The sequence below is a fragment of the Ruminococcus sp. 210702-SL.1.03 genome (assembly GCF_020559915.1).
In the GTDB taxonomy this organism is placed as follows: Bacteria; Bacillota; Clostridia; order Oscillospirales; family Ruminococcaceae; genus YE71.
On record NZ_JAJCLZ010000009.1, the window covers coordinates 26,593 to 42,992 of the forward strand.

The window sequence follows — 16,400 nt, forward strand, 5'->3', positions numbered from 1 at the left end:
TATGGTATATACTGTAACTTTCAACCCCGCCATCGACTACGTTGTACACACGGGCGAGATGAAGCTGGGCATGACCAACCGCTCTGAGCGCGAGGAAATGTATTTCGGCGGCAAAGGCATAAACGTTTCGATAGTGCTCAGAGAGCTGGGCGTTGACTCAAAGGCGCTGGGCTTTACCGCGGGCTTCACGGGCGAGGCTATTGAAAAAGGCCTTGCGGATATGGGTATAGATACCGATTTCGTTCGGCTGGAGAATGGAAACAGCCGAATAAACGTAAAGATAAAATCAGAAGAGGAAACTGAGCTGAACGGTCAGGGACCTGATATTGACGATGATGCCGTGGCGGCGCTTTTTGAAAAGCTTGAAGCCTTGCGCGACGGCGATACGCTGGTGCTCGCGGGCAGCATTCCCTCCTCGCTGCCCTCGGACATCTACGAGCGCATACTCGCAAAGCTTGCGGGCAGGGACATCAGAACAGTGGTAGACGCTACCAAAGACCTGCTGCTGAACGTGCTGAAATACAAGCCTTTTCTCATAAAGCCGAATAACCACGAGCTGGGCGAGATGTTCGGCGTTGCGCTTTCTACCGATGCCGACATTGAAAAGTACGCTAGAAAGCTTCAGGAAATGGGCGCGCGAAACGTGCTTATATCCATGGCGGGCGACGGCGCTATGCTCATCGACGAAACTGGCGAAAAGCACCGCTGCGGAGTATGCAAGGGCACGGTGAAAAACTCGGTAGGCGCGGGCGACTCGATGGTGGCTGGCTTTACCGCAGGAATACAGCAGGGCGATCAGTTAGATTACGAATACGCTTTAAAGCTTGGCACGGCCGCGGGCGGCGCTACCGCTTTCTCGGACGGTCTGGCGCAAAAAGAAAAGATAGCAGAGCTGCTTGAAACGCTCTGATAAAAAATATCGTGTAGGGAGGAATAATCATGCGAATAGTTGACTTATTGAAAAAAGACAGCATACTGCTAAACGCCTCACCAAAGACCAAGAGCGAAGCGATAGATATGCTGGTAGACCTTCAAGTAAAGGGCGGCTGTATCGCCGACAGAGAAGTATATAAAAAAGGTATACTCGCAAGAGAAGACAAAGGCTCTACCGCCGTGGGCGAGGGAATAGCTATCCCCCACGCCAAGAGCGAAGCGGTAAAAGCACCCTCGCTCGCCGCTATGACAGTGCCCGCGGGCGTGGATTACGAAGCGCTTGACGACGAGCCTTCAAACCTGCTCTTTATGATAGCCGCTCCGAACGACGGCGACGTACATCTCGAAGTGCTCTCGCGCCTTATGACGATTCTTATGGACGAGGACTTCCGAGAAAAGCTGCTGAACGCTAAGGACAAGGAAGAGTTCCTCAAGGTCATCGACGATATGGAAAACGAAAAGTACCCCGACGAGCCGCGCGCTGAGGTCGTATCGGCTGAGGGATACAGGGTGCTCGCCGTTACCGCCTGTCCCACGGGCATAGCGCACACCTACATGGCGGCGGAAGCGCTCGAGAAAGCGGGCAAGAAGCTCGGTATATCTATAAAAGTAGAAACAAACGGCTCGGGCGGCGCGAAAAATATCCTCACCGCCGAAGAGATAGCCGCCTGCGACGGAATAATCGTAGCGGCGGACAAAACGGTAGAGATGGCGCGCTTTAACGGCAAAAAGGTGCTAAGCACCAAAGTTTCCGACGGCATAAAGATACCCGAAGAGCTTATAAACCGCATAGAGGCTGGCGACGCGCCTGTATATTATCACGAGGGCGGCGCAGGCGCGGCAAATACTTCGTCGAGCGGCAATGAGAGCTTTGGCAGAAAGATGTATAAGCACCTGATGAACGGCGTATCAAATATGCTGCCTTTCACAGTAGCGGGCGGTATTTTCATAGCCCTCGCGTTCCTCATCGACTCGCTGGGCGGCGCTCCGCAGGACAGCGACTTCGGTACGCACCTCGCGGCGGCGGCTTGGTTCAAGACCATCGGCAACTATGCTTTTACTTTCATGATACCGATACTCGCGGGCTACATCGGCAAGAGCATCGCTGACCGGCCGGGACTTCTGGTAGGCATGGCGGGCGGCGCTATGGCGGTATCGGGCGCTACGTTTGCGAACCCCTCGGGCAATATACCCTCGGGCTTCCTCGGCGCGCTGCTGGCAGGCTTTCTCGGCGGATTTCTTATGCTGATGCTCGAAAAGCTCTGCGACCGTCTGCCAAAGGCGCTCAACGGCATCAAGCCGGTACTCATTTACCCGCTTGGCGGACTGGGCATCATCGCGATAATCATGTGCGCGGTAAACCCGATAATGGGCGTGCTGAACAACGGCGTAGCAAACTTCCTCTCAAACATGGGCGATGCCAACAAGGTGCTGCTCGGCTGCATACTCGGCGCTATGATGTCGATAGACATGGGCGGCCCTTTCAACAAGGCAGCGTATGTATTCGGCGTAGCGGCAATATCCTCGGGCAACTTCGATATAATGGCGGCTGTAATGATAGGCGGCATGGTACCTCCCATCGCGATAGCCCTCGCTACCACGTTTTTCAAGAACAAGTTTACTGAGGAAGAGCGCAAGAGCGGCCCTGTAAACTACATCATGGGTCTGAGCTTCATAACCGAGGGCGCTATCCCCTATGCGGCTGCCGACCCGCTGAGAGTTATCCCCTCCTGCATGGTTGGCGCTGCGGCGGCAGGCGGACTTTCGATGGCTTTCGGCTGCACCCTCCGCGCACCCCACGGCGGTATCTTCGTATTCCCCGTAGTCGGCCACCCGCTTCAGTACGTTATCGCGCTGGCGGTAGGCTCGGTGGTAAGTATGCTGCTGCTCGGTCTTTTGAAAAAGAAAGTTGAAAACTAAGGTTGATAACAGAAAAATTTCGGGAATAAAAATCAAACAATATCAAATTTTAAGAAGGAGAGATCTATCATGGCATCACAGGTCGTAAAGGTAATAAACGCAGAAGGTATACATATGCGCCCCGCGGGACTTATCGCAAAGGCGGTAAAAGCCCACCCCGAGAGCGAAGTCATCATGAAAGCTAACGGCAAGGACATCAAGGCTAAGGCAGTAATGCAGATCATGGCAGCGGGCATAAAGAACGGCACCGATGTAGAGATCGTGGTGAACGGCGGCGACGAGCAGGCAGTTCTCGGCGAGCTGGTAAAGATGTTTGAAGAAGGCTTCGGCGAATGATCAACGACTAATTGAAAGACCGCAGCTGAAAAACGCTGCGGTCTTTTTTTGATAAGTTTGGTAAGGTAGATGTTTTATGGAAAAGAAAGAACTGAAATGGGCAGTTATAGGCTGCGGAGTCATCGCGAACGAAATGGCGCAGGCGCTTAGCGATATGGGCAGGCGCTTGTACGCCGTGGCGAACCGCACTCACGAAAAAGCGGTCGCTTTCGCCGAAAAATACGGTGTGGAAAAGGTGTACGGCGCTATCGACGAGGTTTTCGCCGACCCCGAGGTGGATATTATCTACCTCACCACCCCGCACAACACGCATTACGAGTACATGAAAAAAGCGCTCGCGAGCGGCAAGCACCTGCTGGTGGAAAAGTCGATAACGCTGAACAGCCGCGAGCTGGAAGAAGCGTCCGCCTTCGCCGAGCGCCGCGGGCTTATCATCGGCGAAGCTATGACGATATGGCATATGCCCCTGTATAAAGAGCTTTGGCGGATAGTGGAAAGCGGCGAGCTTGGCAGGGTGCAGATAATGACGCTGAATTTCGGCAGCTTTAAGGAATACGATATGAAAAACCGTTTTTTCAACATGGACTTAGCGGGCGGCGCGCTGCTGGACATAGGCGTTTACGCCCTCTCGCTGATACGCAGCTTCATGACCGAAAAGCCCGAAGAGGTGCTCAGCCAGTGGCTGCCTTCGCCGACGGGTTCGGACGAAATGGCGACAATACTGCTGAAAAATCCCGCCGGGCAGATGGCTACGGCGGCGATTTCCATGCACTCAAAGCAGCCGAAGCGCGCGGTGATAAGCTGTGAAAAGGGCTACATCGAGATAATGGAGTACCCCCGCGCCGACAAAGCCCGCATAGTGGACGCCGAAACAGGCGCGGTGCGCGAGATAGCGGCGGGCAGCACTCCGCGTGCGCTGTATTACGAATTGCAGGACATGGAAGCCTCCGTGCGCAGCGGAGATACCTCGGTTCTGCGCTTTCAGCACACCCGCGACGTGATGGAGATAATGACCCGCTTGCGAAAAGAGTGGGGGCTTAGGTATCCTAATGAGGTGTGGTGAGAAGGTCTTTTATCTCGGAAATTGACAAACTGTTCGACTATTATAATAATAGAAATTCATCAGGCTAAGGCTTCAGTTTTTGTGACTTTTATATATTGTTAACAAATTACAAATATACAACTATTTAACTTGCAATTAACCGAAAAATGGTGTATAATGTATATGAACTTATTACGTATCGACTTGGTAGGTATTTTGTGTTACTACGTTAATACGTCGAAGCTAAAAATGAGGGAGAATGTAATATGAAAATGAAGAGGATAGCAGCTCTCGCGGTCGCTGCGGCGCTTACGGCAGGCATGCTGGGCGGATGCGGCAAAAAAGAGAAAAATTATGATTCTCTGCTGAGCAAGGACGACCCTACTACCATTACTATATGGCATTATTACAACGGCGTTCAGCTTATAAGCTTTGACGAAGCGGTGGAGGAATTTAACAATACCGTTGGTCTGGATAAGGGCATCATAGTCGAGGCTTACTCGAAGAACTCCGTTTCCGAGCTTGCGGACAGCGTTGTGGCTTCTGTTAAAAAAGACAGCGGCGCAGACCTGCCGCCTGATATTTTTGCGACATATGCCGAAACTGCCTGCGTTGTAGATCAGCTTGACGGGCTTGCGGATATGAGCAAGTATTTTACCGATGATGAGCTTGACGAATACATTGACGGATATATCGAAGAGGGCGAATTTGCGGGCGACGGCTCGCTGAAAATATTCCCGACGGCTAAGAGTACTGAGGTAATGATACTCAACGATACCGACTGGAAAAAATTCGCCGCCGCGACCGGCGTGACCACCGACGACCTCGCTACATGGGAGGGGCTTACCGAGGTGGCAGGCAAGTATTACGACTATACCGACGCCCTCACGCCCGACGTTCCGAATGACGGCAAGGCGTTTTTCGGCAGAGATTCGATAGCGAATTACATGAGCATCGGCGGAAAACAGCTCGGCTGCTCTTACGTTACGCTCGATAAGGACGGCAGCGCCGAGATGAATGTGGATAAAGCCGCTTTAAAGAAACTTTGGGAAAACTACTACGTTCCGTATGTAAAGGGCTGGTTCACCGCGCAGGGCAGGTTCCGCAGCGAGGACGCCAAGACCGGCAAGATAATCGCTCTGATCTGCTCCACCACGGGCGCTATGTACACCCCTTCCGAGGTAAGCATAGATGACGATAACTCTTACCCGATAGATAATTTGGTGCTGCCCGTGCCGAATTTCGAGGGAAAAGACCCCTATATAGTTCAGCAGGGCGCGGGTATGTCGGTACTGAGATCTGACGAAAAGAGCGAGTACGCGAGCGCCGTGTTCCTCAAATGGTTCACCGAAAAGGAACGCAATATAAACTTCTCGGCAGAGTCCGGCTACCTGCCTGTAAAGAAAGAAGCCTGCGATCTCAGCGAGATAGAAAAGGTTACCTCAAATGAAGGCAAAGAGCTTACCGATATTTGCAAGGATACCTTAAAGCTCGCCATCGACGAGATAAACAGCAGCACCCTTTACACCATGCCGCCTTTTAAAAATTCCGCCGATGTGCGCACTTTCTTAGAGAGCCGCATTCAGGACACTGCTCAGAGCGCTTACGACGAAGCTATGGATAAGATAAGCAAGGGCGGCGACAGAGATGAGGTGCTGGCGGAGTACACCAGCGACGCAGCGTTTGACGAATGGTACGATTCTTTCTGCACCGAGCTGCAAAAGATAATAGAGAGGTAAACTTTTTAGGGGCGTAAGATAAATGAAGAGCAGATCTACCAAAAAAGCGGGCAGTACCGCCGATAATAATCAGCGCAGAAGAGGCTGCCCCTTTTTTGTGAGGCTGTTTGCTGCTACGTTGGCGCTTACTGTGCTGCAGTTCGGCACGTTTTTGGCTATGCTTTTCGTAAGCGGCGAGTTTTCGCATATAAAAAAATACGCCTACGATTCCGTTTCCGAAAAGACCGAAAACCGCAAGAACTACGTTGAAAATACTTTGGCAAACAAAATGCCGCTGGTATACGAGGCGGGCAGGGAGATAAACGATATCACAGAAAGGGCGCTGCGCTCGAATAATGCTGATTACGGCGATATAAAGACCGATAAGGTGCTCTGCAAGCAGATACTGCATGATTCGGTAGATACTTTATCCTCAATGCTGCACCGCGGCTTGGTGAATGACGCTTACATAGTGCTGGATACAGGCAGCCTTTACGAAAGCGGCCCGAAGGGCGACGATACTTCCGATACGCTGGCAACGGTGTATCTGCGCGATGTAAATGTAACAGACGGATTCGCCTCTGAGCGCGAAAATGTGTTCCTGGAGGCGGGCAGCGCCGATATAGCCTCGGAATTTGACGTTATGCTCGACTCGGCTTGGACATCGCATTTGCAGCTTTCGGGCGGGGAAAAGGGCAGCTTTGAGTTTTACTATAAAACGCTGCGCACCGCCCGCGAGAATCCTAAGACAGATATGGCAGACCTGGGCTGCTGGACGGGCTTTTCCGCAATATCCGAAACCGGCAGAGAGAGCATGCGCTATACCGTGCCGCTTGTTGCGGACAGCGGCGAGGTATACGGCGTTATCGGCATAGGCTTGATGGAAAAAACAGTGCTCAGCTATATACCCGGCAATGACCTGCCGAACGAGCGCTCTTGCTACATTCTTGGCGTGGATATGGATAATGACGGCGTTTATGTTCCTCAGCTAAACTCTGGCGCGATATACAAGCGAGTGGTAGGAAGCGGCACGGTGATAAGCCGCGAGCACAGCATCGGCAAAAATGTATATGATTTCAATACAAAGAGCACCGTCAGCGTGCCGACAGTAGGCACTATAAAGGACATAAATATCTACAACGCCGATTCGCCGTACAAGTATAACAAGTGGGCGATAATCTCGATCTCCGAAAAGGCGGAGGCGCTGAGCATATACTCTACGCTGGTGCACCTCTTTACGGTATCGTTCGTGATATCGGCGGCTATAAGTATACTTTGCACGATATTCATGAACCGCCACCTCACCGCGCCTGTGCGCAAGATAAGCAGAACGCTGGAGCAAAACCGCGACAGCGATGAGATAATAAACTTCGAGTCCTCGGGCATAACCGAGATCGACAGCCTTACCGACGAGATAAAGCAGCTTCAGATAAATGTAAAAGAGCAGTCCTCGCGCGTATCTAAGATAATCAGCATGGCGGTAGTGGGCATAGGCGCTTTCATGTACGATACTGTGAAGCAGACGGTGTTTATAAGCGAAAGCATGATCTCTACGCTGAGCTGCGATAAACTGCCCGGCTGCGGCGACCGCACTATACCGTACTCGGAATTTTCACGGCTGATGGCTGAGATAGATTACAATAACGACACGAACATAGCTAAGCATTTCGCGGACGTTTACAGCGGCGATGACGGCGTGATAATCAGCCGCCAGTACCCGCTTACCAACGACGCGGGCGAAAAGAAATGGTTTAGCCTGAGCCTGCGCAGGGACGGCGCGAACATACTGGGTCTGGTGCAGGACGTTACTCAGTCGGTGATGGAGATGCAGAAGGTCAAGTACGAGCGCGACTACGACGTTACTACCGGCCTGCTGAACCGCCGCGCTTATCAGCACACGATAGAGAAAATGTTCCGCGAGCCGAAAAAGCTAAAGACTGCGGCGTTCCTCATGTTCGATATAGACGATCTGAAATACGTCAACGATACCTACGGGCACGACTTCGGCGACGATTATATAGCGGCTACGGCTAATGTGCTGAAAAACTTCCACTACCACGGCGGCGTGGTGGCGAGAATGTCGGGCGACGAATTTAACGTATTCCTCAGCGGCTTTGATACCAAGGAAGAGATACGGCGGATAGTGGCAGAGGTGATAGAGAAGCTGGGCGAGAGCTACTGCATACTCAGCGACGGCACGCACTACAAGCTGCGCGCGAGCGGCGGCATAGCCTGGTACCCGGATGACTCGACCTCTTACGAAATGCTGATACGCTTCGCCGACTTCGCGATGTACACGATAAAGCACTCGACCAAGGGCAGCATTGCGGAGTTTGATATAACGAAGTACACCAAAGACTCTATACTCATCACGGGCGTAGAGGAGATGAACAGGATAATCGACACCGAGAGCATAAAGTACGCGCTGCACGCGATAATCTCAGTACGAACGGGCAGGATATACGGCTACGAAGCGCTGATGCGCCCGCAGAGCGAGGTATTCAAAGCGCCGCTGGACTTTATCAGAATAGCTAAGACCAGCGCGAAGCTTTATGAGATAGAGCGCCTGACATGGAAGCTGGCGCTGAGGACATTCCACGAATTTATCAAAGAGGGAATGGTGCCGCAGGGGGCTAAGATATTTATAAACTCGATCTCGAACTGCATAATGGACGCTAAGGACATCGCCGAGATAGAGCGCGAGAACAAGGATATTCTGAACAGCATAGTGCTCGAGGTGTTTGAGAGCGAGGAAGCGAACAGCGAATACGTCCACGCTAAGCAAGAGTGGATAAGCTGCATAGGCGCAATGACCGCGCTGGACGATTTCGGCAGCGGCTACAACAGCGAGTACGCACTGCTTACGCTGAAGCCTGACATAATAAAGATAGACCGCTCGATAATAAGCGGCTGCGACCGCGACGAGGGCAAGGCGGACATAATAACGAAGCTGGTGCAGATAGCGGCTACGAAAAATACGCTTGTGCTGGCTGAGGGTGTGGAAACGCGCGAGGAGCTGAAAAAGGTTATAGAGTGCGGAGTAGACCTCTTGCAGGGCTTCTACTTCGGCAAGCCGAGCTTCGAGCCGATGAAGTGCACCGAGCAGATGACTGGCGAGATACTCGACCTCTGCGTCGAAGCCGAGAGCGAGCGCGCGAACGGAACTATATAAAAACAAGCACCGCAGAACGTTTGAACTGCGGTGCTTCTGTTTGTGCCGTTTAAGCTTTTTCAAATATGCGCGGGCGCAAAAAAGCGCCCTCATAAATAAGACGTTTTAAAATGCATTTGGTTGCAAAAAATCGCGAAAAAATCAAAAAAATTTTAAAAAACTTGATTTTTATGTTCCTTGACATTTTATGTATGATGTGCTATACTTCAAATGCCGCCTTTTTAGCACGGGCGGTGCAAATTATGACAAAGAGGGATATTTATGTATACATTGCTTCTCGCCGTTATATATCTGGCTTTCATCAGTTTGGGTCTGCCCGACTCGCTGCTCGGCTCGGCATGGCCGACCATTCGCGTGGATCTCGGCGTGCCGCTTTCGTACATGGGCTTCGTTTCCATGATAATCTCGGGCGGCACGATAATCTCGGGGCTGATGTCGGAGCGGCTGACGAAAAAATTCGGCACGCGCGGGGTAACGCTCGTAAGCGTGCTGCTCACCGCCGCCGCGCTTTTCGGCTTCTCGACCGCTGAAAGCTTTTGGCAGCTCTGCATTTGGGGCGTGCCTTACGGGCTGGGCGCGGGCGCTATCGACGCGGCGCTGAACAACTACGTCGCGCTCAACTACAACTCGCGGCACATGAGCTGGCTGCACTGCTTTTGGGGCGTGGGCACGATAATCAGCCCGTACATCATGAGCTACGCGCTGGCGCATTCGGTCTGGACGAGCGGCTACCGCACCGTTTCGTGTATGCAGTTCGGCATAGCCGCCGTGATACTGCTGACCCTGCCGCTTTGGAAGATAAACAAGCCCGCCGCTGACGAAGCGCAGAAAAGCGAGGTGCTCGGCTTGGGCGGAGCGCTGAGGATACGCGGCGTGCCCTACCTGCTGATAGGTTTTCTCTGCTACTGCGCCGCCGAGGCGACAACTATGCTTTGGGCGAGCAGCTACCTGGAGGGTGTGCGCGGGGTGTCGAAAACGCGCGCGGCGGCTTTCGGCTCGCTATTTTTCATCGGCATAACGGCGGGGCGCTTCATAGCGGGCTTTATTTCCGATAAGCTGGGCGACAACCGCATGATACGTTCGGGCACGGGGCTTGCGCTCTTCGGAGTTGTGCTTACAGCGCTGCCCGTCGGCGTTTGCTCTATGGCGGGCTTTGTCATCATCGGGCTGGGCTGCGCGCCCGTTTACCCATGCATCATCCACTCCACGCCCGCGAACTTCGGCGCGGAAAATTCGCAGGGCATAATCGGCATACAGATGGCTAGCGCATACGTCGGCTCTACTTTCATGCCGCCGCTTTTCGGGCTTATCGCGAACCATATCAGCTTGCGCCTGATGCCGCTGTACCTCGCGTTTTTCCTGATAATGCTGCTGGTCATGATCTCAAAAACGGAAAAAGCCTGCGCGGCTAGAAAGGCGGGGGAGTAAAAATTTGACAAAATTTTTGGCATAATTTTTAATTGATTTAACTGTTTTAATGTGATATAATATTGACACGAATTAAAGAGAGAAAGGAAGTGTAAAATATGTCAAATCTAGTGATCGACGAGAATAAAGTTGGTAGTATGATAATTGATATGAATATTTTTAAAGACATAAGTATTGATACTTACGAAAAGTACTTTAAGAATTGCGATGATTATTCTATGAAATACGTCCCAATGATCGTAAATGCAGTATTCTCTACAGAGATAGGCTTGAAATATATCCAAAACTTTGAAAATGATTCATATGCCAAGGGACATCTCCTTTATGAACATTGGAAAAAGCTGAGCGATAATTCAAAAAATTGCATTGTAAATTATATGAGAACTATTTTTAACGAAGCATATGATATAAAAATTGTATCTGATAAAATAAGCGATGCATCAAATTTATTTCAAGAATTAAGGTATTTTTACGAAAAATCAAACCATTGTGTCGAACCTAAATTTATTTTGGAATTTATGTCAGCAGTTGCGTATTTGGCAAATTATCTTTACAAACATAGAGATAGAGGAATTCCATTTCTCTATGTTGATTGTTTAGAAGAAATTAAAGGTGAAGAAAAATATAGCTTTGACTTTTGAGTTTTTGTTGTCGTTAGTAATAAAAATGATCCCAGCAGTTCAAATTATTACGAATTGCTGGGATCATTTGTTTTTATAAAATTTATTTCAATTCGTCATTTCCGTATACACCAGCCCTGCCGCCTGCGTAATATTCGTCCTCGCGGCGGCGGTGTCGGCATCGCCGTTGGTCATTATGCAGAGGAAAAACGTGCCCTGCGGTGCGAAAATTATCGCCGAGTCGTTCTCCACGCTGGAAAGCTCGCCCGTTTTGTTCGCGACTTCCGCTTCCTCAGGTATGCCTGCGGGTATCTTCGTGCGTGTCGCCTGCGCGCGCATATAGTTGATAACGCTCTCCGCGCCCGCGAGTTTGCCGCTGTAATAATCTGACATAATAGCGCAGCAGTCGGCGGGCGAGGTGTAGTTTTCCTTGCCGTTAAAATCAAGCATAAGCCTGTTCATCTCGGTGTCGGCGTAGCCGTGCGCCTCGCAAAAGCTGTTCACCGCCGCTATTCCCTTGTCAGCGTCGCCGCCGCCCAGCCGTGTTACAAGCGTGTTGCAGGCATCGTTGCTGCTCTGCGAGATCATGTCTGAAAGCAGCTCGTCAGTTTCGCCCGAGTAGCTTTCCGCCGCGCGAACACTGTCGGCTTTTTCGTAAACCGCACCTGCGACGTACAGCTTGATAAGGCTGGCCGAGATCATTTTCGCGTTCTCGCCGCCCGAATTTCCCGCCGCCAGCCGCTTTGTGTCCGAGACCGCGCAGAGAGAATATGTGCCGCCCGCCGAGGTCAGATCAGCGAAAGTATCGTCCAGCGCCGCGGTAATGTCGCCGACGGCTGCCTTGTCAGCACTGCTGTCGTCAGTCTTAGACTTTTTCTTTTTGCTTTCCGCCTTGCTTTCGGCTTCGGAAACGCCGCTTTCCGCCGCGCTTTCCGTACCGTTCACGCTTTCCGTCGGCGCGGAGTCAGTCTGTATGTTAGATGTCTGCACCGTGCTCTCGCTGCGCATACCGTTTCGTCCGATGTATTTTCCGCAGCCCGTCAGCATGGCGAATACCGCGCATACCGCCGCGAGCTTCTTCATGTTCGTAATCCTCATATCCATCAGCCGCCTTAATTGAATGTGAGCTGACCCTTGTTTACCCAGCCGCCGATGCCGTTTGAGATCATGACGAAGTAAAAATCGCCGTCTTTGCCGCTGACGTATCCGCTTACGCTGCTAAGGCGCATCTGCACTCCGCTGCTGAGGTCGGGCTGGAAATACAGCGTGCCGTTTATCGTGGCGTCGCCGTAGTCCTCGGAGGATGTGGGGTAGGTCACTACGAATTTCGAGCGCCAGTTTGTCAGTCCCGAGATGGCGTATACGCCCGAGCTGCTGTAAATGTCGTTGAGGTCGGCGGGCTGGAGCATACCGCCGCGGCACCAGCCCTGCGTTCCGCCGTAGCTTACGCGGAACCATACTTCCGAGCCTGTATCTTTGTAGCCCAGTACCGTTACCGATGTGCTGTCGGGTATGTAGGCTATCTTGTTCGAGTCGTATCTGTCCGCCTTGTCGCGTATCGGCAGCTGTCCCGCTTCGTCAACGCGAACTACCAGCGTCAGCGGGTAATCTACATAGCCGTACTTTTCAGCGTCGGTCTTTTCCCTCTTAGTGGTGGTCGGCGCGGGGGTGGTGGTCTCGGGAGCGGTGGTTTCCGGCGGGGCGGTTGTAGCCGCCGGCGTTGTCGCGAGGGTGGTCGCTGCAGTCTGCGCCTGCTCTACCGCCTTTACGTCGCCCTCGTCTTTGGTGGACGATTTTCCGCCCGTGCGCAGCATAAACGCTATCAGCACCGCCGAAACGCACACCACGAATACCGATACCATTCCCGCGATGGCAATAACGTGGCTCTTCTTTTTCTGCGGCTGGTAGTAGTTTGGCTGGGTTTGGTAATGATCCTGCTGATAGCCGCCCTGATAGTTTTGATAGTCTTGATAGTCCTGATAATACTGCTGATCTTGATACCCTTGCTGATCGTAGCCGTAGCCCTGCTGATACTGCGCGTTCGGATCGTACTGCCCGTTTTGCATATTCTGACCGTTCTCCGGCTCGTTGCCCGCGTACATGGTCATGTATTCGTCGTCCTGCGGAGCGCCGTTCGCCCCGCCTGTATTGTAATTGTTTCTGTTGTTTTCCATAAATTTACCCCTTTCTTAGCGGTACTGCTTTTATTATACCATACCCCGCCGCAGATTTCAACTCGCCTTACTCCGCCTAGCGAAGTTTTCATTACAATAAAAGCGCCGCCCGCACCCTTTTTAGGTAACGAGCGGCGTTCGCGCTATGTTATATGGCAGCGCATTGAAGCTGCCGATCTCAGTTTTGTGCGGGTCTTTCTTTAGTCTTTCTTATTTTTCTTTCCGACTACTCCCAGTGCCGCCATGAAGCCTATAAGCGCTGCCGAAAGTCCCGCCGTAACGCCCGTGGTCGGGTTGGTAACGGGTGCTGCCGAGCTTGTTGAACTTGCCGAACTTGACGAACCGGTCGAGCTTGAAATTGCCGTGCCCGAAGAGCTTGCCGCCGATGATGCGGAGGAAGCCGAAGATGTTCCCGAGTTCGAGTTTTCAGCCGCCGACGAGGTGTCCGCGCTGCTGGAAGTATCGCTGCTGCTTGAGCTGTCTGCCGCGCTGCTGTCCGCACCCGAGCTGTCAGTATCGTCGCCGATGAGTTTCAGCTCGTCGAAAGCCTTTTTCAGCGCGTCGATCTTGTTCTGCTGGGCGGTCTTGCCGCTGCCCGTCTGGTTCGCCGTGCTGACTAAGCTGTTGTACGCCTTTTTCAGCGCCTTTACGCTGTCCGCAGTGTAGGGCGAGGTGTCGAATTTCTCGTATTTCAGCATCAGCGCCATCGACTCTTTCATTACCTCGTAGTAGTCGCCGCGTTTGTTGCTGCCGTTAAAGAAAGTGTTCATCCAGCTTATGCCCTGATCTGCCGACCATATACCGCTGCCGGTGGGGAAGCGCTCGAAGTATTTGCGCAGGTTCTCATAATACTGAGCCTTGTAATTGCTGAGCGCGGTGTTGTAATTCTCCGAGCTGAAAGCCGCCGCCGCTTTGTCGAGCGAGGCGTTGAATTTCTCGGCGAAGTCCTCGTTCTGCATAGCTTTGTAGAACATTACGGCGAGGGGGTCGTTGTCCTTTCTGCCAAGCTCGTACACCTGCACCAGCTTGTTGTTAGTAGGACTTTCACCTGCATTGCCCCAAAGGTTCGCGCCCATTTCTGTATCGTAGAGCATAAATCTCCAGCGGCAGTCGCTGTGATCGGGGTTCGCGGCTTCCGCTTCGCGCGAGCGCCATACGCTCCAGTTCTTTCCGCTCCAGTCCTCGTTGCTGAGGTATATCTCGGTCGCAAAATAGTCCGTTAGGCTTTCTATATCGAATTTTTCGCCGAATTTCTCGTAGTCCGCATCTTTTGTAAGGTCTGCGGCGTATACCCAGCCGATGTCGTCCGTCCAGAGGGCGAGGTCTTCGTCATTGCCCTCGTCCACCTTTGGCTGATTGTAATTATCGCTGTCGGGCTTGATTATAACTACGTTTTTCTTTTTAACATCATAGTGGTCTTTGATGTAAGAGTCGGTGTAATCTTCCTGAAGCGTGTAAACGCCCCAGTATTCGCCGTTGATGAAAGCTACGCAGGCTCTGCCCGACTGCGCGGCGTAGTCCATGCCGCCCGCTATCGCCATGCTTTGTATCATGCTGTCCTTGAATTTGGTGTAATTCGCGTCGTTGCCGCCGTTGCGGAGCACGAATTTTTCAAAGTCGGCTACCTCTCTGCCCTCGCCGTCGCGCGAGGTTATGCCGCTGATGATGGGGTAGTTGAACTTGTCCGCGCCGTACGAGCTGCGCGCGTAAAAACGCAGGCTCTTCTGATAATCTCCGCGCGAGTAGCCGCCCTGTATCCTCATGCCGCAGTCCTGCGAAAGCTTCGCTTCGCCGTCCTCGATGAAGTCGATGTGTACGGGGCGCTCCCAGTCCTTGCCCTTATTGTGGGCGTTGTTTTTCATATATATGCCCGTCTGCTTGTCGAAAAGATTATCGCTGTCGGTGACTACCGAGATTATCGGAACACTGTAGTAGGTGTCGTTGCCGATGCCGACGAAGTAGGAAGCCGCAGCCACGCCGCTCGTCTGACCGTTTTTTATCGCCACCGCGCGTATAACAGTGCCCTTGTCCACCTTTACCTCGGGCTGAGATGGGCTGCTGTTCCAGGAATTATCGTACCAGTCGGTAAAAAGCTCGCGCTTCATGGCTGACAAATTATTCTCATCGCTTGTGCGGTCGTAAACGTTTATCTCGCCCGTGTACTTCTGTGAATTTTCATCAGGCGTACTGCCGTCGGTGGTGTAGTAGATGTCCGCGCCCGCCTCCGCAGTTATGCCAAGGTCGAAGCTTTCGGTAAAAGCGCCGCTTGCGCGGGAGAACTGCGGCGCAGCGAGCTTGTGCACGCTTTCAGCCGTGTTGTCCGCCATGGGCGTGGGGTCGCATATCGCCAGATCTGCCGAGCCGGAGGGCACGCGCGCGTATGTAAGGTCGTCCGCAAGCGCGGGCACTTCCATAGTGTCGATGGCGTTTTCGCCGTCGGTGATGGTTACCTTTTCGCCGTTTGCCGAAAGTCCGAATTTCGCCACGGCTTTGTCAGCGTAGTCTTCGCTGTTGATATTTTTGCCGCAGTAAACTATGTAATAGCCGTGCGCCGCCACGCTGGCGCCCTCGGGCAGGGCGGCTTTCTGCGGATTCGCGGCGTCATCGGTGATGTACATGCCGCTGAGGTCTACGGCTGTATCGGTGGGGTTGTATATCTCCACCCAGTCGCAGTACTTGCCCTTGCTGTCGGCGACGTCGGTGAGGTTGCCGTTTTCGCCCTTGTTAGATGTGCATATTTCGTTTATCACGAGCTTTGAAGCGTTCGCGTCGAGAGCCGAAGCGGGCAGAGCCATTAGCGTAAGTCCGCTTGCCGCCGCTATCGCGAGCGCGCATATTCTTGCTTTCATATTTTTATATCCCCCATGCATTTGCGCATTTATCCGTTTTGTGCGCTCTCTGCAAGCTTTTGTAAGATAATGCTTCGCCGACCTGCAAAAACGCACCGTTCTTAATCAAATTATAGCACAATAAATAAAAAAGTCAATGGCTGAACAATAATTTTATCTCAAATATACATAAGGTTCATATTTTATAACAAAGAAAAGCCCCGCAGAC

11 protein-coding genes are annotated in these 16,400 nt (G+C 52.3%); 8 read left to right on the plus strand and 3 right to left on the minus strand.

The window, feature by feature from the left end; translation table 11 throughout:
- Window position 1 precedes the first annotated feature (1 nt).
- The 8 genes from pfkB (at window position 2) to LI114_RS06480 (ending at window position 11,190) form a co-directional block, all read left to right on the plus strand.
- Window positions 2–910, plus strand: coding sequence for a 1-phosphofructokinase (gene pfkB, locus LI114_RS06445; RefSeq protein WP_022128610.1), 909 nt, complete (start codon window positions 2–4; stop codon window positions 908–910).
- Window positions 911–939: 29 nt separating this feature from the next.
- A complete protein-coding gene (locus LI114_RS06450; RefSeq protein WP_227219968.1) occupies window positions 940–2,853 on the plus strand; it encodes a fructose-specific PTS transporter subunit EIIC in 1,914 nt (637 codons plus the stop codon).
- Between the two features lie 69 nt (window positions 2,854–2,922).
- The gene (locus LI114_RS06455) at window positions 2,923–3,189 is read left to right on the plus strand and encodes an HPr family phosphocarrier protein (protein ID WP_022128612.1); all 267 of its coding nucleotides are present in this window, start codon (window positions 2,923–2,925) and stop codon (window positions 3,187–3,189) included.
- Window positions 3,190–3,265: 76 nt separating this feature from the next.
- Complete coding sequence (locus LI114_RS06460) at window positions 3,266–4,252, plus strand: Gfo/Idh/MocA family protein (protein ID WP_227219969.1); 987 nt, start codon at window positions 3,266–3,268, stop codon at window positions 4,250–4,252.
- 245 nt (window positions 4,253–4,497) lie between these two features.
- Window positions 4,498–5,970 carry an extracellular solute-binding protein gene (locus LI114_RS06465; protein WP_227219970.1) on the plus strand — a complete coding sequence of 491 codons (1,473 nt, stop codon included), beginning with the start codon at window positions 4,498–4,500 and terminating at the stop codon, window positions 5,968–5,970.
- A gap of 22 nt (window positions 5,971–5,992) precedes the next feature.
- A complete protein-coding gene (locus LI114_RS06470; protein ID WP_227219971.1) occupies window positions 5,993–9,121 on the plus strand; it encodes an EAL domain-containing protein in 3,129 nt (1,042 codons plus the stop codon).
- Window positions 9,122–9,382: 261 nt separating this feature from the next.
- Complete coding sequence (locus tag LI114_RS06475) at window positions 9,383–10,549, plus strand: MFS transporter (RefSeq protein ID WP_227219972.1); 1,167 nt, start codon at window positions 9,383–9,385, stop codon at window positions 10,547–10,549.
- A gap of 98 nt (window positions 10,550–10,647) precedes the next feature.
- Window positions 10,648–11,190 (plus strand): hypothetical protein, encoded by a 543-nt coding sequence (locus LI114_RS06480; RefSeq protein WP_227219973.1) that lies wholly within the window; start codon window positions 10,648–10,650, stop codon window positions 11,188–11,190.
- Between the two features lie 87 nt (window positions 11,191–11,277).
- Here the strand turns inward: LI114_RS06480 and LI114_RS06485 are convergent, their stop codons facing one another.
- The 3 genes from LI114_RS06485 to LI114_RS06495 all read right to left on the minus strand — a co-directional run bounded on the left by LI114_RS06485 (window position 11,278) and on the right by LI114_RS06495 (window position 16,192).
- Window positions 11,278–12,267 (minus strand): serine hydrolase, encoded by a 990-nt coding sequence (locus LI114_RS06485; protein ID WP_227219974.1) that lies wholly within the window; start codon window positions 12,265–12,267, stop codon window positions 11,278–11,280.
- Window positions 12,268–12,281: 14 nt separating this feature from the next.
- Entirely contained in the window at window positions 12,282–13,343 is a 1,062-nt protein-coding gene (locus tag LI114_RS06490) for an SH3 domain-containing protein (protein WP_227219975.1), read from the minus strand.
- A 200-nt stretch (window positions 13,344–13,543) separates the two neighbouring features.
- Window positions 13,544–16,192 (minus strand): CotH kinase family protein, encoded by a 2,649-nt coding sequence (locus tag LI114_RS06495; RefSeq protein ID WP_227219976.1) that lies wholly within the window; start codon window positions 16,190–16,192, stop codon window positions 13,544–13,546.
- Between the last annotated feature and the right edge of the window lie 208 nt (window positions 16,193–16,400).

What these genes read in the sequence shown, in the direction of transcription:
- pfkB (WP_022128610.1), top strand. Translation starts at nt 2, where the DNA reads ATGGTATATACTGTAACTTTCAACCCCGCCATCGACTACGTTGTACAC.
- LI114_RS06450 (WP_227219968.1), top strand. Translation starts at nt 940, where the DNA reads ATGCGAATAGTTGACTTATTGAAAAAAGACAGCATACTGCTAAACGCC.
- LI114_RS06455 (WP_022128612.1), top strand. Translation starts at nt 2,923, where the DNA reads ATGGCATCACAGGTCGTAAAGGTAATAAACGCAGAAGGTATACATATG.
- LI114_RS06460 (WP_227219969.1), top strand. Translation starts at nt 3,266, where the DNA reads ATGGAAAAGAAAGAACTGAAATGGGCAGTTATAGGCTGCGGAGTCATC.
- LI114_RS06465 (WP_227219970.1), top strand. Translation starts at nt 4,498, where the DNA reads ATGAAAATGAAGAGGATAGCAGCTCTCGCGGTCGCTGCGGCGCTTACG.
- LI114_RS06470 (WP_227219971.1), top strand. Translation starts at nt 5,993, where the DNA reads ATGAAGAGCAGATCTACCAAAAAAGCGGGCAGTACCGCCGATAATAAT.
- LI114_RS06475 (WP_227219972.1), top strand. Translation starts at nt 9,383, where the DNA reads ATGTATACATTGCTTCTCGCCGTTATATATCTGGCTTTCATCAGTTTG.
- LI114_RS06480 (WP_227219973.1), top strand. Translation starts at nt 10,648, where the DNA reads ATGTCAAATCTAGTGATCGACGAGAATAAAGTTGGTAGTATGATAATT.
- LI114_RS06485 (WP_227219974.1), bottom strand. Translation starts at nt 12,267, where the DNA reads ATGAGGATTACGAACATGAAGAAGCTCGCGGCGGTATGCGCGGTATTC.
- LI114_RS06490 (WP_227219975.1), bottom strand. Translation starts at nt 13,343, where the DNA reads ATGGAAAACAACAGAAACAATTACAATACAGGCGGGGCGAACGGCGCT.
- LI114_RS06495 (WP_227219976.1), bottom strand. Translation starts at nt 16,192, where the DNA reads ATGAAAGCAAGAATATGCGCGCTCGCGATAGCGGCGGCAAGCGGACTT.